Source organism: Pseudomonas sp. B21-054 (assembly GCF_026016345.1).
In the GTDB taxonomy this organism is placed as follows: domain Bacteria; phylum Pseudomonadota; class Gammaproteobacteria; order Pseudomonadales; family Pseudomonadaceae; genus Aquipseudomonas.
Genome location: NZ_CP087204.1, coordinates 4,036,473 through 4,055,647, shown reverse-complemented (window position 1 = coordinate 4,055,647; position 19,175 = coordinate 4,036,473). Strand labels below are relative to the sequence as shown.

Genomic DNA, 19,175 nt, shown 5'->3' with positions numbered 1-19,175 from the left:
CGAAACACATAGGAATAAATGTCCGTAATGGGATGGGTATGGAATCGCTAAGCGGGATTGATTTTTTTGTCCGGGCCGCTGAAACCCGCAGCTTTTCGGAGGCCGGACGAGCGCTGGGGATTTCGTCCTCGGCGGTGGGCAAAAGCGTCGCCCGCCTGGAGGAACGCCTGGGCGTACGGCTGTTTCATCGCAGCACGCGGAGCATCACGCTGACGGCAGAGGGCGCGCTTTTTCTCGAGCGTTGTCGGCGCATTCTCAGCGAAGTGGAAGCAGCGGAGTTAGAGTTGTCCGAAACCCGGAAAGCGCCACGGGGCAAGCTGCGGGTGAGTGTGCCGCTGGTGGCGGATTTGGTCATGCCGACGCTGATCGCCTTCATGCGTCGCTACCCGAGCATTGAACTGGATCTGGATTTTTCCGATCGGTTAGTGGACATCATCGAGGAAGGTTTCGATGTGGTGATTCGCACCGGTGAGCCGAATGACTCGCGGCTGATGTCCCGTCCATTGGGCCCGTTCAAGCTGGTGGTGGTGGGTTCACCCCGGTACTTCGCCGAACACGGTACGCCGCAGGTGCCGACTGATCTGCTGCAGCATGCCTGCCTGCTCTATAAATTCCCCAGCACCGGCCGGCTGCAGGTCTGGCCGGTCAGGCAAGAGGGCGAGGCTGAGCTCAATCTTCCGGCGACCCTGCTCTGTAACACCACCGAGGCTCTGCTTCATGTGGTGCGGGATGCATTGGGGATTGCCTGTGTACCGGATTTCACCGTGCGCGAGGCGCTCGCTGCCGGTGAGCTGGTCACCGTCCTGGACGATTTCAATCAGCACCAGAGCACCTTCCGGATGCTTTGGCCTTCCAGCAAGCATCTGGCGCCGAAGCTGCGGGTGTTCATTGATTTCATGAACGCTGAGCTGTTCAAGCGTTGAGCCTGCTACTGGCGATTTTGGTGCGTACACATTCCTCGGACCAGATGCTAAAGGGTCCGTATTGACGAGCGAATCGCCCGTGCACATTCAATAACCGCGGGCGCCAGCTTGCGCTCGGCTTCCTCCATGCTCCAGCGACTGGTGGGCACGACCACGTGCACGGCTGCGACCGGCAGGCCCTGGCTGCCAATGATCGGCGCAGCAATGGACATGTCGCCAAGGAACAGCTCTTCCTTGTTTGTAGCGTAGCCCCTGCGCCGCGTGGTCTCGATCTGCTCGATGATGTCCTCGATGGCGGTCAGGGTGTACTGGGTATGTCGTTTGCGCTCGCTGGCTTGCAGTGCGGCAACGAGTTCGTCGTCTTGCTGGGCACTCAGGAAGGCCCGTCCGGAACCGGTGCAGTACATCGGTATCCGGCTGCCGATGGGCATGTGAATAGGGATGAATTTCGGCGCCACGAAGCGTGCAACGTAAACCATGTCCAGTCCGTCGGGTTCGGTCAGGTTGGTCGTTTCCCCGGTAGCCTGCGCCAGCTCGGCAAGGAACGGATTGGCCACGTCAACCAGCGTGTCGGCGGCCAGGTAGTTGTAGCCGATCTCCATGACCTTCGGGGTTAGCTGAAAGCGTTTGGTCTGTGGATGTTTACGCACATAACCAAGCTCTTCCAGGGTGTGGATCATCCGTTGCGCGGAGCTTTTATTGATCTCTGCAGCTTGCGCGATATCCGCCAGATTCATCGTGCGCCGGGAAGCGTTGAATGCGCGCAGCACTGCCAGGCCTTTTTCCAATGACTGATTGAACAGGGGATGAGGGTTGTCGCTCATGTGAAATCCTTTTGTTTTTGCCGCTTAGATATCGATATTCGATACTTATAAATCTCTTTACGATTTTTGTAAATCGCTTTACAGTCATTTTGAGCCTCCTGCCATTCATCTGGGGCAACCCTTACCGGACTTAAGACAATAAAAGCGTCCAATGGGAGATACGCCATGCTTACTCGCTTTCGTGCACTCACGTTCGTTGTTGCTCTGGCTACCGGCATCGCTTCAGCCAATGCCGAGCCCCTCTACAAGGTTGGCGCAACCGCAACGGGCATTCCTTTCACCTTTCTCGACGTCAAGAGCCAGAGTATCCAGGGCATGATGGTCGATGCCGCACAGGCGGTGGCCAAGGCCGGCGGCTTCGAGGTGGAGATCCAGCAGACCACCTTCGCTTCGCTGATCCCGTCACTGACGTCCAACAAGATCGACGTGATTTCTGCCGCGATGCTCCGAACGCCGGCGCGGGAAAAGGTGGTGCAGTATTCCGATCCGGTCTTCAGCTATGGCGAGGGTCTGATCGTCAAGGCCGACGACCAGACCGCATACACCCGCATGGAGGATTTTGCCGGCGAGGTGGTCGGCGCCCAGGTCGGCACCGTGTTCATCGATGAGCTGAACAAGCGTGGCGTCTTCAAGGAAGTCCGTGGCTATGATTCGATCCCCGATCTGATGCGTGACCTGGCGCTTGGCCGTATCAAGGCAGGCTTCGCCGATCGCCCGATCGTCGCCTACCAATTGGCCCAGGGCACGCAAAACAAGGTGCACCTGGTACAGAGTTACCAGCCAGTGGTGATGGGAGATGTTTGCCTGATCGTGCGCAAGGGTGACAGCGCAACACTGGAGCAGGTCAACAAAGGCATTGCTGCGATCAAGGCTGATGGTTCGCTCGAGCGGATCATCGAGAAGTGGAAACTCAATTAAGGGCCTCGCCGCCCGCTCGCGTCGGCGGGCGGGTCCACTCATTGTCCCGTGGGTAGCTTTATGATTCTCCAGAATGCTTTGGACTTCCTCCCTATCTTGCTCAAGGGGGCGGTGGTCACTCTTCAAGTGACGGCGGGGTCGTTTGTACTCAGCTCGTTGATCGGGCTGCTCTTCGCCCTGATGATGGTCTCGAAAATACGCGCCATCGCCTTGTTCGCCATCAGCGTGGTGAACATCATTCGTGGTTTGCCGATCATTGTGCAGTTGTTCTATATCTATTTCGTCCTGCCGGAATTCGGCATCCAGCTGACTGCGATGCAGGCCGGTGTCATTGGCCTGGGGATCGCTTACTCGGCGTATCAGGCAGAGAACTTTCGGGCCGGTATCCAGGCGATTCAGCAAGGACAGATCGAGGCAGCGGAATCCTTGGGGATGCGCGGTGCGATGGTGATGCGGCGAGTGGTGCTGCCCCAGGCGTTCCGCATCGCCTTGCCGCCATATGGCAATACACTGGTCATGATGCTCAAGGACTCCTCGTTGGTCTCCACCATCACCGTGGCCGAGATGACTCGCGCAGGGCAACTGATCGCCTCTTCGACCTTCGAGAACATGACGGTCTATACCCTGGTGGCATTGCTCTACCTTGCGATGAGCCTGCCACTGTCCTTTGCGCTGCGTCGTCTGGAAGCACGCTTCAGCACCCGGAGAACCTCATGATCGAGATCAAGGGCGTTCACAAGAGTTACGGCAGCGTGGCGGTCCTGGAAGGCATCGACTTGCAGGTCAAGAGTGGTGAAGTGGTGTGCCTGATCGGCCCTTCGGGGTCGGGGAAGTCCACGCTGCTGCGCTGTATCAACGGCCTGGAAAGTTACGACCAGGGCGATGTCCTGGTCAGCGGCGAACGTGTCGACCGCAATGCCAGGAGCATCCACGACATTCGCAGTCGGGTGGCGATGGTCTTTCAGCGCTTCAATCTGTTTCCACACCGCACGGCCCTGGAAAATGTCATGGAAGGGCCGATCTACGTGAAGAAGGAGAACCCTCAGGCAGCTCGCAAGCATGCCGAGGCGTTGATGGAGAAGGTTGGCTTGTCCCATCGGATGAATGCCTACCCGGACGAACTGTCCGGTGGCCAGCAGCAACGTGTCGCCATTGCCCGGGCGTTGGCGATGAATCCGCAGGCGATTCTCTTCGACGAACCGACCTCGGCGCTCGATCCGGAGCTGGTCGGCGAAGTGTTGGCGGTGATGCGCAATCTGGCTGATGAGGGCATGACCATGATCGTAGTGACGCACGAAATGGCCTTCGCACGGGATGTCGCCGACAAGGTCTGTTTTCTTCACAGCGGCACGATCGTCGAGTCAGGGCCGGCCGGGGAGGTGCTGACTACTCCAACGCACCCTCGCACACAGGACTTTCTTCGCCGACTGCTCAACCACAGCGGGGAGGTGCAGGCATGAATGCACCTTTCGCGCCTCAACTGCCGGCCTCGCTCTGGGCCGCGACTGCGACACCGGCGGTGGAAACGCCGGCGTTGGCCGAAGACAAGCAAGTGGATGTGGCTATCGTGGGGGCTGGCTATACCGGTTTGGTGACGGCGTTGCGCTTGGCCGAAGCGGGTGTCAGCGTCTGTGTGCTGGATACCGGGGAGCCAGGCTGGGGCGCTTCGGGGCGCAACGGCGGGCAGGTGATTCCTGGGCTGAAGTTCGACCCGGATCAATTGCATGCCAAGTTCGGTCCGGCCCGTGCCGAAGCGATGATCGAGGCGGCCGGCTCAGCCGCTGACGAAGTGTTTTCGGTGATTCGCCAATACGGGATTGAGTGTGATGCCACCCAAAAAGGCTGGATTCAACCAGCCTGTTCAGCCGCTGCGATGAAGACCATCGAACAGCGCGCCGCGCAATGGCAACGCCGGGGCGTCAAAGTGGAGCTGCTTGACCGGACGGCGGTCAGCCAACGTATCGGTACCGAGCATTATCTTGGGGGGTGGGTTGATCCGCGAGCCGGTAGCCTGCACCCATTGAGTTATGCCCGTGGCCTGGCGAAGGCCGCAATGGGGCAGGGCGCAATGATCCACGGCCACAGTCGTGTCACGGGGCTGCAGCGGCAGCGATCAGGCTGGACGTTGTCCACTGCGCAAGGATTCAAGGTCGACGCGCAGCGGGTGTTACTGGCCACCGATGGCTATACCGACGACCTGTGGCCCGGATTGCGCCAAACCGTCGTCGCGGCCAACAGCTTCATCATCGCGACCCGTCCGCTCCCACCGGCGATACGCAAGACCATTCTGCCCGGTGGCGAGGTCTGTTCAGACTCGCGACGTTTGCTGCTCTATTTCAAGCAAGATGCCCAGGGCCGCTTGCTCCTGGGCGGCCGGGGGCCCTTCTCGGAGCCTTCCCGGCAGCGTGACTGGGCGCACCTGGAGCGTTCGCTGGGTGCACTGTTTCCGCAAGTGGCGGATGTCCCTGTCGAGTACCGTTGGAGTGGTCGGGTCGCCCTGACGCAAAGCTTTCTTCCACATGTGCATGATCCCGCGCCAGGACTGTCAGTCCTGCTTGGCTACAACGGTCGTGGTATTGCCCTGTCCACGGCGTTAGGCAAACATTTGGCAACGAAGCTGTCGGGGGCGACGCAGGACTTCCCGTTCCCGGTCATGCCGCTGCGCCGGATTCCATTCCATGCGTTGCAGCGGCTTTATCTTGCTGCCGGGATTAGCTATTACCGGGTGTTGGATGCCTTGTTTTGAAGGCGTATTGACGAAGCTGCGGGCGCGTACCGTGTGATGGGGAGGTAAAGATTGTTGATCAACGGTACGGGGGACCCACCGGGAATAGTGAGATTGCGCAAACAGATCCTGCCACCCACTCACTTACCACCGGTGACATCGAGGAACGTACCGGTCACGAACGACGCCTGCGCGCTGGCCAGCCACAGAATGGCCAGCGCCACTTCCTCTGGCTGGCCACCGCGGCCCATGGGGATCGAGTCCTTGACGCGATCGACCCGCCCGGGCTCGCCGCCGCTGGCGTGCATTTCGGTGTAGATGTGGCCGGGGCGAATACAGTTGACGCGTATCCCTTCCCGGGCCACCTCTTTGGCCAAGCCGATGGTGAAGGTCTCCAGGGCTCCCTTTGATGCCGCGTAGTCGACATATTCATTGGGGCTGCCCAGGCGCGCGGATGCCGAAGAAATGTTGATCACCACTCCGCCCGGACCGTTGTGCCGGTTAGACATGCGCTTCACCGCCTGCTGTGCGCAGAGCATCGGGCCAATGGCGTTGACCGCGAAGATGCGCTGCATGCGCTCGAAGCCGAGGTCCTCGAGGCGTGATTGCAGCGCCAGTACCCCAGCGTTATTGACCAATACGTCGACGCGCCCGAACGAGCGATCGATGGCCGTGAACAAATCCGCGACCTGCCCGGGGTCCGCGCTGTCGGCCCGGATGGCCAAGGCCCGGCGTCCCAAGGCCTCCACATCCGCCACCACAGCCAGCGCCGCCGGCTCGTTGGCAACGTAGCTGATCGCGACGTCATAGCCTTGTTCGGCGGCCAGGCGCGCAGTGGCGGCACCCACTCCGCGACTGCCACCGGTTATCAGAATCAGCGGTGCCTGCGAGACGTTTTCCATCGAGAGTACCTCCTGCAACGGTGGGAAATGAGTTGTGTCAGCCGATGATGAGGGTGCCGCTGGCGATCACTGCGCACGCCAGGAGCCGGCGAGCGGTGAGTGTCTCGCCGAGGAACACGTAGCCAATCAACGCCGCAAACAGCACGCTGGTTTCGCGCAATGCCGATACCGCGCCCAAGGGCGCTTCGTTCATGGCGTAGATGACGATTCCATAGGCCAGCAAAGAGACCAGCCCGCCGAACAAGGCGGTCAATGTTCCGGGCCGGACGGAGAATAAACTGCGGGCGTCGCGCAGGCCGATGTACACCGCAGGCATCAGCACGCCCCACAAGGCGCACATCCACACCGTGTAGGCGAGCGGCGCGCCGGAAAGCCGGGTGCCAATGCCGTCGGTGACGCTGTAGGCAGCGATGAAGCAGCCCGTTCCCAAGGCATAGGGCAGGCTGGGAACCGACAACTGGCGCCCCCTGAAGGCCAGCGAAATAATTCCGCCCGACACCAGCGCAATACCGAGTAACGCGCCGGGGACGATGCTTTCTCCGGCAAAGATGGCGGCGCCCAGGGTGATCAACACCGGTGACGACCCACGCGCAATCGGATAGGTCTGCCCCAGGTCGCCGACCCGGTAACTGCGCACCAGAAACAGGTTGTAGCCGACATGCAGCAACGCCGAAAGCACCGCATAGCCCCAACTGTCAGCCGCTGGCGGCACCATGAACGCCGCGGCGATGGCACTGGCGATGGCAACCGCGATGCACATGATCGTCATTGACCACAGTCGATCGGCGCCGCCACGCAGCAGTGCATTCCAGCTGGCATGCAGGAGCGCGGCGAAAAGAACCAGCAAGGTGATATGGATAGGCATGCGCCATTTTAAGCAGCCCAGCTGCCCGGACTACAGCGAAGTCTCCTCATTGCATCATGAGTTAAACCTCATGCACATTACCCATAAGCTCGTTGGACTTTCAGCGCTTCACCTATCAGCCACTGGCGAAAGTTGACGATGTGCGGCTGCGATTCGGTGCCCCTTGGACAGACGAAATAGTAGGCCAGCGGTGAGGGGAACGGCACATCGAACAGCCGCACCAGATGGCCGTCGCTGATTTCGCTTTCAACGTGCCCGCTGCGCACCAAGGCGACGCCCTGGCCGAGCAGCGCGGCCTCGACGGTCATGTTGGTATCCCCAAACCTGACGCTTTCCTTGAGCGGCAAAAACTCCAGCCCGACCTTTTGAAACCAGACCTCCCATTTCGGCACCAGCTCGGCGCCATCTCGGGTCAGCAGCGGGTAATGCAACAATTCGGCAGGGCTGCGCGGTGTTCCGAAGCGCTGCAGAAGATCGGGACTTGCCACCGGAAACACCTGCTCGCCGAACAGAAACTCTGAGTGCAGGCCCGGGTAAATGCCCTTGCCGAGCCGGATCGCGACATCGGCTTGGGCGTTGGAGAAATGGATGATCTTGTCCGTGGTGTCCAATGAGACCAACAGCTCCGGATGCAGGCGCGAGAGACTCGGCAAGCGTGGCAGCAGCCACTTCAGGGCGAAGGAATACGTAGTGCTGACTTCGAGTCGGACCCTGCCTTTTTGCTCGCGCAGATCGCCCAGGGTCGCCTCCAGGCTCATGAAGAACTCTCTCACGATGGGCGCCAGCGTGGCTCCGGCAGCCGTGAGGCTTAAGGACTTGCCACGCTCGAACAATTGCAATCCCCAAAGCGCCTCGAGATGCTTGAGCTGGTGACTGACTGCGCTTTGCGTAACGTGCAGCTCTTGGGCAGCAGAGGTAAAGGTCGTGTGCCGGGTGGCGACTTCGAAGGCACGCAATGTGGCGGTCGGCGGCAGGTCTCTCATGGATAGGGTGTCCCGGCGAGTCGTCAGAAATGTGTGTCATGAACACAGGCTCATGATAGAGCATCTCGGGCAGGCGTCGAATGTGCTGGTCGACGAGCACTTGCGCGGTTACTCCACCGCCTCGACCACCCCCCGATCCTCACCCAGAAACCCACCGCTCTGATGGTGCCACAGCCGCGCGTAGGTGCCGTTTCTTGCCAGCAGCTCGGCGTGGGTCCCTTGTTCGATGATGCGTCCCTCATCCATGACAATCAGCCGGTCCATGGCTGCGATCGTTGACAGTCGGTGGGCAATGGCGATGACGGTCTTGCCTTCCATCATTTCATCGAGGCTTTCCTGGATGGCGACTTCGACCTCCGAATCCAGGGCACTGGTGGCCTCGTCAAGCAACAGGATAGGGGCGTTCTTGAGCATCACCCGGGCGATGGCAATGCGTTGACGCTGGCCGCCCGAGAGCTTGATGCCGCGCTCGCCTACCAAGGTGTCATAGCCGTTATGACCTTGTCGGTCGCTCAGTTGACTGATGAAGCCATCGGCCTGGGCGTTGGCCGCGGCCCTGCGGATCTGCTCGTCGGTCGCATCCGGACGGCCGTAGGCAATGTTGTCGCGTATGGAACGGTGCAGCAGGGAGGTGTCCTGAGTGACCATGCCGATGGCGCTGCGCAGGCTGTCCTGCGTCACTTGGGCGATGTTTTGACCGTCGATACGAATCTCACCGCTGTCCACATCGTAGAAGCGCAGCAGCAGGTTGATCAGCGTGGACTTGCCGGCACCGGAACGGCCCACCAGGCCGATCTTTTCGCCCGGGCGGATATCCAGGCTCAGGCCATCGAGCACCTGGCGTTCACCGTTGTAGTTGAAGCTGACATTGTCGAAGGTCACCGCACCGCCAGTGGGCACCAGCACGCCGGCACCTGGCGCATCCACCACTTTGGGGCCAAGGGTCAACGTCGCCATGCCATCCTGCACGGTGCCGATGCTTTCGAACAGCGCGGTCATCTGCCACATGATCCAGTGCGACATGCCATTGATACGCAACGCCATGGCGGTAATCGCCGCCACGGCCCCCGTGCCGACTTCGCCTTGGTGCCACAGCCACAGGGCATAGCCGCCGGCGCCAAGGATCAGCGCGACCACCAGGGCCTGGTTGACGATTTCGAACTGGCTGACCAGGCGCATCTGGCGAAAGCCGGTGAGCTTGAAATCCTCCATGGCCGCGCGCGCGAAATGCGCCTCGCGTTTGGAGTGCGAGAACAGCTTCACGGTGGTGATGTTGGTGTAGGCGTCCGAGATGCGTCCGGTCATCGACGACCGCGCGTGGGCCTGTTCCTGTCCGACTTGCCCCAGGCGTGGCACGAAGTACAGCATGGCCAGGCCGAACAATGCGATCCAGGCAAGGAACGGCAGCATCAATTTCAGGGCGAAGCCGCCGGCCAGTGCGATGATTGCGATGAAGTACACCCCGATCCCGGGTGCTATTTCGATGAGGGTGAACAGGACTTCGCGCACGGCGAGCGCTGTTTGCATCACCTTGGTCGTCACCCGGCCGGAGAACTCGTCGGAAAAAAATGAAAGGCTTTGCCGCAGCATGAGGCGATGGAAGTCCCAGCGCAGGCGCAGCGGCAGATTGATCGCCAATACCTGGTGCTGCACCATCGTGCGCAGCGCCACCAGCCCGATGCTGGCGACCAACACGATGCCAATGCCCCACAGCACTCGACTTTCCTGCCCCTGCGCATCGCCACCCGTTTTCCAGGTCGAGAGCAGGTCCACGACTTGCCCGAGGAAGGAAAACAACCAGGCCTCATAAATCGACACACTGGCACTGAGCAGCGCGAATAGGAGCATGTAGCCACGGGCACCTCGGGTGCAGGCCCACAGGAACCGTACCAGGCCGACAGGGGGCGGTGGTGCTTCATCGGGTGGGAAAGGGTCGAGCCTTCGTTCAAACACACGAAGCATTGTGGCCTCCAAAAGATTCATGATTGGAGGATTCTGCCATTTAATGGCTGCTTTGAGGGTTTTGCGGGAAGGAGAGGGCTGCGGGATTGGCGCTGAGTCGCTCTGCTTGAAATGATAAGCGGGGAGGCTACAGCGCAGGACGCTGCAGATTGACCCACTCCTGGACGGCCGGTCGTTGCCATTGGCGCTGCGCGTATTCCACCAACGCCGTGGGCACAGGGTCACCATTGAGTATCAGTCGATTGAGCATCAACGCCAGGTCAACATCGGCAATCGACCACTGACCGAACAGGTACTCTGGGCTGTCGGCCAGCAGCGTTTGTGCGGCACCGATCAACTTGCGTGCTGCCGATTCGGCAAGGGACGACAAGGGCGCTGATTTGAGGCCATAAAACACCACCAAGGTGGAACGCTCCTGTCGGATCGGCAACAGGTCACTGCGCAGCCATGCCTGGACTTGTCGTGCCTTCGCCCGCTGCAGGCGGTCTTGTGGATAAACCGGCGGCAGAGGAAATACCTCCTCCAGGTACTCAGTGATCGCCGAAGATTCAGACAGGGCGGAGTCGCCATGCACGAGTGTAGGTACGCGCTGAGTCAGCGAAAGGTTGGCATAGCCCTCTGTCTGGTTTTCGAAGGTTCCGAGGTCTATCGGGCTCATTTCAAACTCGATGCCCTTTTCGCGAAGCACCACGAAAACCGACATGGCATAGGGGCTGCTGAATTGAGAGTCAACGTAAAGGCGCAGGCGGGAATTACTCACGGCGGTCATCTCCATATGCATTGAAGGGCACACCCTACGAGTTCCACGGGGATAAATAAAATGCATGATTTTTATGGGCGTATTCCTGATCGGAATACCTTATTGCTCGCCTTGCGCATCCTTGACGAGAGGGCTGGAAGTGATATTAGGTAGACCTGAATATCCTTCCAGGAAGAAAAAATGATTTCACATGTATTCGTCGGAGTGAATGACTTCAAGCGAGCGCTTGTGTTTTATCAAGGAATCCTGCAAACCCTGGGGCTCGAGTCCAAGTTCACCGACCTTGAACGCCCCTGGGCGGCCTGGAAACACCCAGACACCCCGCGTCCTCTGATCGTGGTGGGCAAGCCTTTCAATGGCGAATCAGCATCTCCAGGCAATGGGCAAATGATTGCTTTGTTGGCGCCTGACCGGCAGAGCGTCAACAAGGCTTATGCCTTGGCGTTGTCATTGGACGGAACTTGCGAAGGGGCTCCAGGCCTGAGGCCGGAATACCACCCGAATTATTATGGTGCGTACTTTCGAGATCCCGAAGGCAATAAAATATGCGTTTGTTGCCACGAGGTGGAATGATGCGCCGAACATTATAGTCAGCACATGATCAATGAAGCGTTAAAAAGTTAAGTTGAAGGGTGGCGTGCAGTGAGCGTCGCTGTTTTATTTTGATCGTGGGGTCAATCCTAATTGTTTGGTCCGTGCCTATATTCGGCGTGAAGTCCCTGTTTTTTCTATTTTCATGAATGCGAAAGGCCAACTTTTAGTTGCGCTATGTTGATAATTTTTGTCCACTTGTCAACCCGATCATAGCCCTTATCATCAAGCCACTGAGAGAAAAACAAGAGGGGCTTATGGGGCAGTTATTTGAAGGTTGTGTAAAGGTCATCGTTCCCTGTGGTTCATTAGGGGCGGGCGTCCGTGAAGAGGAAATTGCCTATGGTCTGGCGGCAGGCGCGCAGGCAATAGCGACTGACGCAGGTTCCACCGACAGTGGGGCCGCTTATCTTGCGCTGGGGAAGTCGAAAAACAACCGAGGCGCGGTCAAGCGCGATCTGACGATATTGATGAAGGCGCAGGCGCAGAGTGGGGTGCCGATAATTGTCGGCACTTCAGGACAGGCCGGTGGCGATCTGAATCTGGATTGGACTCGGGACATTGTTATCGAAATCGCTGGAGAGTTGGGGGTCGCTCCCAAAGTTGCCCTTATATATTGCGAGCAAGACAAGGCCACGGTAAAAAAACTGAACGCACAGGGGCGTATTAAACCACTTGCCCCACACGGCGAGTTGGAGGATGCAACTGTAGATGCTTGTGAACATATCGTGGCCGCGCTGGGTGTGGAGCCGTTCCTCGCCGCGCTTGAGGCTGGAGCTGACATAATATTGGCCGGCCGATCAACCGACACCGCCGTTCTCGCCTGTTATCCGATCTGGAAAGGCGCGCCGTGGGGACCTTCATGGCATGCCGGGAAGACCGGAGAGTGCGGTGTTCAGTGCGCTGTAAATCCGACGCTTGGGTCGGGGATATTGCTCAGTGTCGATGCCAAGGGTTTCGAGGTGGAGCCGCTAAGCCAAGATAACCAATGCACCCCCCATAGCGTTTCTGCGCATATGCTTTATGAGAATAGCGATCCGTTCCGACTGGTGGAACCGGGTGGCATCCTGGACGTTTCAGAGGCGCGCTACATTGACTTGAATGGACGCGCCGTTCGAGTGGAGGGTTCGCGCTGGGAGGAAATGCCTTACACGATGAAGTTGGAGGGAGCGGCCGCCGGGTTATATCAAACCATTATGTTGGTGGGTATCCAGGATCCGGACGTGCTCAAGGATATCGATGGCTTCCATGATCGTTTACTACAGGCACTCTATGCTCGAACGCGTCAGTCTATTCCGACCGAAGAATTAGGCGAGTTTCACATTTCCTTGCGGATGTACGGATGGAACGGCGTTACGGGTATCAAGCCACCCACGGGGACGTTGCCTCCCCCTGAGATCGGTATGTTATTTGTGGCCACAGCCGCCTCCCAGGAAGTAGCCAACACGATTGCCCAAGCGTGCAACCCATACTTTTTCCATTACCCCAGTGTCATGGGTAAGGAATTGCCTTCGTACGGGTTCGCTTTCACCCCTGCCGATATACCCCGCGGGCAGGTATTTGAATTCAAGCTCAACCATGTTGTGCAATTGGACGATCCATTGGAACTGGTACGCATAAGGTGGCTTGATGTGCCGGAGTTGTTCGCTGCTAAGGAGCTTGGATAATGATTAAGTTGCGCGATGTCTGTCGGCATGTTCGATCCAAGCAAGCCGGGCCATTCTGGATTACCTTCGATATTTTTTTTGATGGGCGAGAGAACTTTGAGCGTTATGTCAATTGCGCTGCGCTATCACCTGCGCAGTTCGCAAAACTCTACGGCGTCGACCCCGAACGGGTGAAACGATTTCCGGTTGCCGATTTGGACATGATCAAGATTTCTTACCCGCGAGCGACGCCGCAAGGTGGAATGGTGGAGCGTGACATGCATGCGGGCCAGCAGTACGTCCGTTTGCTCGACGTCATAATCGATTGAAAACCCGCACGTTAAGTCAAATCAATCGGCCTGCGTCTTCATTGGCGTGGGCTGCCCAAAACAAGAAGAGAGGTGATTATGACGGAGCCTACCGTTGCGATGCGGCTTGCACGCTATGCCCATGAATTCAGACAACAGCGTTTGCCGGATGCCATTGTCGCAATCGTACGCCAGCGCTTCCTTGACAGCCTGGCTTGCATCCTGGGTGCTTATGACGCTGCGCCAGTGAAGGCAGCCGTTTGTTACGCGGCCGCCAATCCCGCGAAGTTATCCAGCGTTTTCGGAACCGCCTTGCAAACCACACCGGAGATCGCTGCTTTCGCCAATGGCTCAATGGTCCGCTTCCTGGATTATAACGACGGCTACATGGGGCTTGAGCCAGGTCATCCCAGCGACAATATTCCTGCCTGTATTGCGGTGGCAGAGGCGGAGGGGGCTACAGGGGCTCAACTGATTTCGGCCATTGTGCTGGCCTATGAAATCCAAATGCGCTTGCAGGACGCGGCAAGCTTGAATAAGCGGGGTTGGGATCACGTCAATTACATCAATGTTGCAATGGCCGCAGCCGCCTCCAACTTGATGAAGTTAAGCCCGGAGCAGACCGAACAAGCGATCAACATCGCCTTGAGTGGCCACTTGGCGATGCGCCAGGTTCGCAGCGGAAGTTTATCTGACTGGAAGGGCTGCTCGGCAGCTAACGCTGCGCGCAATGCGATTTTCGCGGCGCAGCTAGCGCGTCATGGCATGACAGGGCCTTCACCGGTCTTCGAAGGAGAGATGGGGTTTTTCAAACTGGTCTCCGGCCCCTTCGACCTGGACACCTCTGGTTTTGGTACACCTGAAAACGGCGACTACGCCATACGCCGTTCACTCACCAAGACCTTTCCAACCAACGGAGAGCTGCACACCGCCGTATGGGCCGCACTTGACCTGCGCAGGCGAATTAACGACGTTAGCGATATCGTCTCCATTACCATCGAAACCTCGGAATTCAACCGTCGGGTACTGGCGGATACACCTGAAAAATGGCTGCCGAAAACCCGGGAGACGGCGGACCATAGTCTGCCTTACAACGTCACCAGGGCATTGCTGGACGGCGACATAACGGTTCATTCGTATTCGGCAGAGAAGATTGCCGACCCGACTGTCATTGCCTTGATGGCGAAAGTCAGCGTCGTGGAAGATGCCGCGCTCACGGCGTTATTCCCACGGCATCTGGCTAACCGAGTCATCGTCACACTGGTTTCAGGCGAGGTGGTGGTGAGCGAGATGATGAGTGGCCCCGGCTCTGTCGAAACCCCCATGACGGATGATGATTTCCAACGAAAATTCCTACGCATGGCGGGGCCCCATATCGACGAATCGGCACAGGCCAGAGTACTTGAGTATGTTGCCGGGCTTGAGTACCAGTCCGAGTTCGGATCGCTGTTTACGGCGATGGCTACTTCTCGCCAAGAGGCGCTTAGGCATTAGATACGGCCGCTCAACGAGCGACCGTACGCTGGGCTTAATCGCTGCCGATTTTTGTGACACCCGGCAGAATCCCCGTGTAGCGCGCGCGGGGGCGGGCGTCATGGTTCTGATTGTATTGCTCACTGGCGTGGGCAATCCAACCGATCAAGCGACCGATGCCCGCCAGCGCAATTTCCTGCCCATGCAGCCCAAGCTTCCTGCCGATAAAACTCACCAGCAAAATAAACTCCGGAGGGTGCGGGACGAGTTCCGCGGCCACCGAAAAAGCTATCTGCAATTTGGCAAATTCGCTGTCGCCATCGAATGCTACGGCTAACGCCCTCATGAGGTGGGCGGCGCGTGGGTCGCTGATTGAGTGCACATTCGGCCCGAACCCGACAATCTGCCCCTCCTGGCTGTAACGCTGCAGGATGGGTTGTGTAGGGTCCGTCGCCGTACAGATTTCCTCAATCATCCGGCTGGCCGCTTCGTTTCTGCCATAGGCGATTTTATGACCCCTGGCTGCCGCGAGCCCGGCAATAGCCGCGTAGTAAGGCGTAGCACCCGTAGTGGCGGCCACTCGTACGCTGTGGGTGGCGTGGTCCAGCTCATGGTCGATGCTGAAGATCAGCAGGCGTCTGATCAGGTCGGCGTACGCGGGCGGAGCGCCGCAAGCCTGGGTGATGAACTCGTGCAAGGGCTGCGTGCTGGGTTCGGTCGCCCCCACCACCAAAGCGGCAAACCATCTGACCACGTCTGCGCCGGTTCGCGCATAGCTTTCAGTGGATAGATCAAACGCCTTGGGGTTCTCTCGTTGTACCAAGGGGTAGAGCGCAATGGCTTTTTCAGGTGCGGACATGTGCTCATAGATCTTCAACAACTGGGCGCTGTCCTTCGGCACGCGGGGTAACGTTGGTCCAAATGCCGTATGCACTTGCCACATCAAGCCGGCGACTTCTTCAACTGTTGCATGCTCGGCAAGCTCAGTGACGTCATGGCCTCGGTAGAAGAGTCCGTCATCGGTGATCAGCGTAATTGCGCTGTCCGACGGTGGTGAGCGCTTTGCAGGAGGTTTTCCATCCGCCGGTCTTTTCACCAAGCGCTGAATGTCTTCAGCCCAATATCGACGCTTGGGACTGCCCGCAATCTTGATGGAGCGAATATTTTTGCGGCTGACATAAGCGTAAAGCGTCGGCAGGCTGACCCGGAGCATTCCAGCCGCCTCTTCTGCCGACAGGTAAAGGTCTTCTTGATCTGGCATGACGGGTCCGATCGGGTGGATGGAAATATGTACATGTTTATTAAATATACCTGGATTTCGTCAATGTCCATCGGGGCTTTTATTTATCAATGGAGCGATCGCTAAAAACACCCCCGGACGAGCTGTACATTGACAAAAAAAATCAAGATTTACAGCCATTCACCCGCTATGTAGATTCCAGGCGAGCACACAGTTGTTCACATTGATTTTCATTGAAAAACATTCATAACAATAAAAAGACAAGGTGGCAGGCATGGCTTGGTTAGGTTTCGCAATGGTCGTCACGTTTATGGCGTTGATCATAAGCAAGCGACTTTCTGCTGTGACGGCGCTGATACTCATTCCGGTTGCTTTTGGACTGGCGAGTGGGGCAGGACCGGAACTAGGGGGAATGGTAATGGAGGGCGTCAAGCAAGTAGCGCCCACCGCGTTGATGTTGATGTTTGCCATCCTGTATTTCGCAATCATGTTCGATGCCGGGCTGTTCGAACCGGCAGTGCGTTGTATTTTGCGATATGTAGGCAATGATCCTCTTCGCGTGGTGCTGGGCACTGCATTGTTGGCCGCGGTTATTTCTTTTGATGGTGATGGCGCAACTACGGTATTGATCGTAACCACTGCGTTTTTGCCGCTTTATCTTCGCCTCGGGATGAACCCGCTCATTCTGGCGCTGATGCTCTTGTTGACCAATACCGTGGTGAACCTGATCCCTTGGGGAGGGCCGGTCGCCCGGGCTGCCAGTGCGCTTCACCTGGATGTGGCTGAAATGTTCCTTGGCCTTGTACCGGCCATGTTCGCCGGTCTCGCTTACGCGTTCGTTGCAGCCTTCTGGATAGGCCACAAAGAGCGCCGCCGATTAGGCTGGACGCCGACGGCCAAGGGCGTCGCGCAGGAGGAGGCACTGTTGCCCGTCACCCAGGCCGAAACCCAGAATCCGAAGCTTTTCTGGATCAACCTGGTGCTGACCGCAGGGCTTATGTACTCGATGGCTACAGGGGTGGCCCCTCTGCCGATGTTGATGATGGTCGGTTTTTCCCTGGCGCTGTTAATCAACTACCCACGGGTGGCGGAACAAAAGGCCAGGATTGCAGCGCATGCCGAGAGTGTCTTGACGGTCATTGCCTTGATATTTGCCTCAGGCGTATTTACTGGAATCCTGTCGGGCACGGGAATGGTCGACGGCATGTCTGAGCGCATCGTGCAGATGATTCCAGAGGGAGGCGGGCAATACTTCAGCATATTGACGGCACTGGTGGCCTTGCCGCTTAACTTTCTGCTTTCCAATGACGCGTTCTTTTTCGGTATTTTGCCTGTGTTGGGGGCTGCCGGTGCCGAATACGGAATAGACCCGATGCACATTGCCCGTGCGTCGGTACTGGGCCAGCCGGTACATGCACTGAGTCCATTGGTGGCTGCCGTTTATCTCATTAGCGGAATCATCAAACGCGACATGGGCGACATGCAAAGATTTTGTTTGCTCTGGGCCATAGGCAGCAGTCTTGTGCTGATTGCAACGGCGATCATTACACGAGCGATCATTTAATTAATTCACCCGTTGTGTTGTCGTTTCGAAGGCGCTGAGTTGCGCCTGCTCACTCCAAAATAAAAATAATATTTGAGGTGTTCGATGAAATCGATTCACGCCGTAGCTATGACTTTTTTTTCAACTCTGGTGGCGTCGGGTAGTTGTTTTTCGGCGACAATCAGCTATCCAGACAGGTTTCAGCATGAAGGAAAGTTAAATGCCTATCTGCGCTCGGTGTATATCAATACGCGTATATCCAATGATCTGATTGAGGACCGTTTCGGTGGTTTTCCGGATGGCGCCGAACTGGGCGGGACCGGGGTCGGCGCGATTGTGGATTACAACTCGGGTTATTGGGCTGGGATCGTAGGGTTTGATGCGTCACTGTACGGCGTGGCCATGATCGACTCAAAAGATAACGGTCGCGATCTTTTCGACGACACGGACGGGACTAATGGTGGCTTTGCCAAAGTCGGGCAGAGTTATTTCAAAGTCCGCTATGAAGGGGATGGGTGGAACGCAGACTCCCAAGTAGGGCGCGGTCGGTTCGATGCCGGGACGTTAGTGACCCTGGACACCCGTATCGTTCCCGGCTCCTATCAGGGAGGCCGTGCCCACCTAAACTTTACAGATATGGGGTTGGGTCCGCTTCCCGGTACGCTGGGCTTTGAAACTGCCTATATCAATCGCAGCTCTCCTCGAGACCGGGAAGAGTTCGAACATCTGCTCAGTCAGACAGGGGAGGAAATCAAGGATCTGTACACGTATGGTGTCAAGTACGATTTAAAAGCCATTGAACTTGGCTACGATCACGGCGTATCGCGAGATTTCAATGAGAACAGCCGTTATGGCTTGACGTTAAAGGCCCCCTTGGGCAAAAGCGCCGGACTCATATTGGACACTCAATATTATGAGTTTAAAAAAGGCGGGCGAATCTGGGAGCGCGATTGGCTGGCCGGCCAGGCAGCCTATGAGGATGAGGCGACTTGGTTGAACGTCAACCTGGGTGTACTGCTCGATAAGTTGCGCCTGGGGGTTTCCTATTCCGAGACAAAAGCCGAATTGAATAATGGACAACTCGGATATGCCTATTTTGATCATGGCGATAACGTTGACGGCAAAATGGATGCCTGGACCCGATCCGGTAATGATTTCAATAACCATGGCGAGCGGACATGGCAGATCGGAGCTGAATATGACCTGAGCGGCCTCTCGTTGTTGGGTGCGCCCTTGGAGGGCTTCAAAGTCATGACTATTTATAAGCAAGGCGCGTTCGATGCCGTTGATCCTTTTAGTGGCCAGCGCACGGACGTGAAAGAGCGTCAAAATGAATACCGTCTCTATTATCGCTTCGATGAAAAAGAATACGCCGGACTTTCTGTGGGGTTGATTTATATCGATTATCGAATTGACAAGGACTTTGTCGCGCTGGTTTCCGCTCAACCCGACAACGTGGTCAGCGGCTCAGAGGCGCGAGTTTATCTGGATTATGCATTTTGATTGTTGAGC

At 57.6% G+C, this 19,175-nt stretch carries 18 protein-coding genes; 11 read left to right on the top strand and 7 right to left on the bottom strand.

The features are described 5' to 3' along the window. Positions 1-38: 38 nt before the first annotated feature. Positions 39-923, top strand: coding sequence for a LysR family transcriptional regulator (locus tag LOY70_RS17670; RefSeq protein ID WP_123413697.1), 885 nt, complete (start codon positions 39-41; stop codon positions 921-923). Between the two features lie 47 nt (positions 924-970). On the opposite strand, the gene LOY70_RS17665 is transcribed toward LOY70_RS17670, so the two are convergent. Next, complete coding sequence (locus LOY70_RS17665; RefSeq protein ID WP_123413570.1) at positions 971-1,747, bottom strand: IclR family transcriptional regulator; 777 nt, start codon at positions 1,745-1,747, stop codon at positions 971-973. Positions 1,748-1,912: 165 nt separating this feature from the next. On the opposite strand from LOY70_RS17665, the gene LOY70_RS17660 reads away from it, so the two are divergent. Genes LOY70_RS17660 through LOY70_RS17645 form a run of 4 tightly spaced genes read left to right on the top strand, consistent with a single transcriptional unit; the run spans position 1,913 to position 5,411 of the window. Continuing rightward, on the top strand, positions 1,913-2,665 hold the full coding sequence (locus LOY70_RS17660; RefSeq protein ID WP_123413571.1) for an ABC transporter substrate-binding protein: 753 nt from the start codon (positions 1,913-1,915) through the stop codon (positions 2,663-2,665). A gap of 60 nt (positions 2,666-2,725) precedes the next feature. Further along, a complete protein-coding gene (locus tag LOY70_RS17655; protein WP_123413572.1) occupies positions 2,726-3,382 on the top strand; it encodes an amino acid ABC transporter permease in 657 nt (218 codons plus the stop codon). Further along, positions 3,379-4,125 (top strand): amino acid ABC transporter ATP-binding protein, encoded by a 747-nt coding sequence (locus LOY70_RS17650; protein WP_265028674.1) that lies wholly within the window; start codon positions 3,379-3,381, stop codon positions 4,123-4,125. The genes LOY70_RS17655 and LOY70_RS17650 overlap by 4 nt, the downstream gene beginning before the upstream one ends. Beyond that, positions 4,122-5,411, top strand: coding sequence for an NAD(P)/FAD-dependent oxidoreductase (locus LOY70_RS17645; RefSeq protein ID WP_265028673.1), 1,290 nt, complete (start codon positions 4,122-4,124; stop codon positions 5,409-5,411). Before LOY70_RS17650 ends, LOY70_RS17645 begins: the two co-directional genes overlap by 4 nt. 119 nt (positions 5,412-5,530) lie before the next feature. Here the strand turns inward: LOY70_RS17645 and LOY70_RS17640 are convergent, their stop codons facing one another. The 5 genes from LOY70_RS17640 to yfcF form a co-directional block, all read right to left on the bottom strand. Next, positions 5,531-6,292 carry an SDR family oxidoreductase gene (locus tag LOY70_RS17640; protein WP_265028672.1) on the bottom strand — a complete coding sequence of 254 codons (762 nt, stop codon included), beginning with the start codon at positions 6,290-6,292 and terminating at the stop codon, positions 5,531-5,533. 37 nt (positions 6,293-6,329) lie between these two features. Further along, positions 6,330-7,157, bottom strand: coding sequence for a DMT family transporter (locus LOY70_RS17635; protein ID WP_265028671.1), 828 nt, complete (start codon positions 7,155-7,157; stop codon positions 6,330-6,332). Between the two features lie 77 nt (positions 7,158-7,234). Continuing rightward, positions 7,235-8,140 (bottom strand): transcriptional regulator GcvA, encoded by a 906-nt coding sequence (gcvA, locus tag LOY70_RS17630; RefSeq protein WP_265028670.1) that lies wholly within the window; start codon positions 8,138-8,140, stop codon positions 7,235-7,237. 108 nt (positions 8,141-8,248) lie between these two features. Next, entirely contained in the window at positions 8,249-10,102 is a 1,854-nt protein-coding gene (locus tag LOY70_RS17625) for an ABC transporter ATP-binding protein (RefSeq protein WP_265028669.1), read from the bottom strand. Between the two features lie 127 nt (positions 10,103-10,229). Next, positions 10,230-10,862, bottom strand: a complete 633-nt coding sequence (gene yfcF, locus LOY70_RS17620) for a glutathione transferase (RefSeq protein WP_265028668.1) — start codon at positions 10,860-10,862, stop codon at positions 10,230-10,232. A gap of 180 nt (positions 10,863-11,042) precedes the next feature. On the opposite strand from yfcF, the gene LOY70_RS17615 reads away from it, so the two are divergent. The 4 genes from LOY70_RS17615 to LOY70_RS17600 all read left to right on the top strand — a co-directional run bounded on the left by LOY70_RS17615 (position 11,043) and on the right by LOY70_RS17600 (position 14,901). After that, positions 11,043-11,435, top strand: a complete 393-nt coding sequence (locus tag LOY70_RS17615) for a VOC family protein (RefSeq protein WP_265028667.1) — start codon at positions 11,043-11,045, stop codon at positions 11,433-11,435. A gap of 188 nt (positions 11,436-11,623) precedes the next feature. Then, positions 11,624-13,120 (top strand): DUF1446 domain-containing protein, encoded by a 1,497-nt coding sequence (locus LOY70_RS17610; RefSeq protein WP_265028666.1) that lies wholly within the window; start codon positions 11,624-11,626, stop codon positions 13,118-13,120. Beyond that, a complete protein-coding gene (locus tag LOY70_RS17605) occupies positions 13,120-13,428 on the top strand; it encodes a DUF4387 domain-containing protein (RefSeq protein WP_265028665.1) in 309 nt (102 codons plus the stop codon). Before LOY70_RS17610 ends, LOY70_RS17605 begins: the two co-directional genes overlap by 1 nt. 78 nt (positions 13,429-13,506) lie before the next feature. Continuing rightward, positions 13,507-14,901, top strand: a complete 1,395-nt coding sequence (locus LOY70_RS17600) for an MmgE/PrpD family protein (RefSeq protein WP_265028664.1) — start codon at positions 13,507-13,509, stop codon at positions 14,899-14,901. Positions 14,902-14,935: 34 nt separating this feature from the next. On the opposite strand, the gene LOY70_RS17595 is transcribed toward LOY70_RS17600, so the two are convergent. Continuing rightward, the gene (locus LOY70_RS17595; RefSeq protein WP_265028663.1) at positions 14,936-16,141 is read right to left on the bottom strand and encodes a citrate synthase; all 1,206 of its coding nucleotides are present in this window, start codon (positions 16,139-16,141) and stop codon (positions 14,936-14,938) included. A gap of 253 nt (positions 16,142-16,394) precedes the next feature. Here LOY70_RS17595 and LOY70_RS17590 point away from each other — a divergent pair, with 253 nt between their 5' ends. Together LOY70_RS17590 and LOY70_RS17585 are read left to right on the top strand one after the other, a co-directional pair. After that, positions 16,395-17,684 (top strand): CitMHS family transporter, encoded by a 1,290-nt coding sequence (locus LOY70_RS17590; protein ID WP_265028662.1) that lies wholly within the window; start codon positions 16,395-16,397, stop codon positions 17,682-17,684. Positions 17,685-17,768: 84 nt separating this feature from the next. Beyond that, positions 17,769-19,166, top strand: coding sequence for an OprD family porin (locus tag LOY70_RS17585; protein ID WP_265028661.1), 1,398 nt, complete (start codon positions 17,769-17,771; stop codon positions 19,164-19,166). Positions 19,167-19,175 lie beyond the last annotated feature (9 nt).

Coding starts and splice junctions, on each gene's coding strand:
- LOY70_RS17670 (WP_123413697.1), top strand. CDS start 39: ATGGAATCGCTAAGCGGGATTGATTTTTTTGTCCGGGCCGCTGAAACC.
- LOY70_RS17665 (WP_123413570.1), bottom strand. CDS start 1,747: ATGAGCGACAACCCTCATCCCCTGTTCAATCAGTCATTGGAAAAAGGC.
- LOY70_RS17660 (WP_123413571.1), top strand. CDS start 1,913: ATGCTTACTCGCTTTCGTGCACTCACGTTCGTTGTTGCTCTGGCTACC.
- LOY70_RS17655 (WP_123413572.1), top strand. CDS start 2,726: ATGATTCTCCAGAATGCTTTGGACTTCCTCCCTATCTTGCTCAAGGGG.
- LOY70_RS17650 (WP_265028674.1), top strand. CDS start 3,379: ATGATCGAGATCAAGGGCGTTCACAAGAGTTACGGCAGCGTGGCGGTC.
- LOY70_RS17645 (WP_265028673.1), top strand. CDS start 4,122: ATGAATGCACCTTTCGCGCCTCAACTGCCGGCCTCGCTCTGGGCCGCG.
- LOY70_RS17640 (WP_265028672.1), bottom strand. CDS start 6,292: ATGGAAAACGTCTCGCAGGCACCGCTGATTCTGATAACCGGTGGCAGT.
- LOY70_RS17635 (WP_265028671.1), bottom strand. CDS start 7,157: ATGCCTATCCATATCACCTTGCTGGTTCTTTTCGCCGCGCTCCTGCAT.
- gcvA (WP_265028670.1), bottom strand. CDS start 8,140: ATGAGAGACCTGCCGCCGACCGCCACATTGCGTGCCTTCGAAGTCGCC.
- LOY70_RS17625 (WP_265028669.1), bottom strand. CDS start 10,102: ATGCTTCGTGTGTTTGAACGAAGGCTCGACCCTTTCCCACCCGATGAA.
- LOY70_RS17615 (WP_265028667.1), top strand. CDS start 11,043: ATGATTTCACATGTATTCGTCGGAGTGAATGACTTCAAGCGAGCGCTT.
- LOY70_RS17605 (WP_265028665.1), top strand. CDS start 13,120: ATGATTAAGTTGCGCGATGTCTGTCGGCATGTTCGATCCAAGCAAGCC.
- LOY70_RS17600 (WP_265028664.1), top strand. CDS start 13,507: ATGACGGAGCCTACCGTTGCGATGCGGCTTGCACGCTATGCCCATGAA.
- LOY70_RS17595 (WP_265028663.1), bottom strand. CDS start 16,141: ATGCCAGATCAAGAAGACCTTTACCTGTCGGCAGAAGAGGCGGCTGGA.
- LOY70_RS17590 (WP_265028662.1), top strand. CDS start 16,395: ATGGCTTGGTTAGGTTTCGCAATGGTCGTCACGTTTATGGCGTTGATC.
- LOY70_RS17585 (WP_265028661.1), top strand. CDS start 17,769: ATGAAATCGATTCACGCCGTAGCTATGACTTTTTTTTCAACTCTGGTG.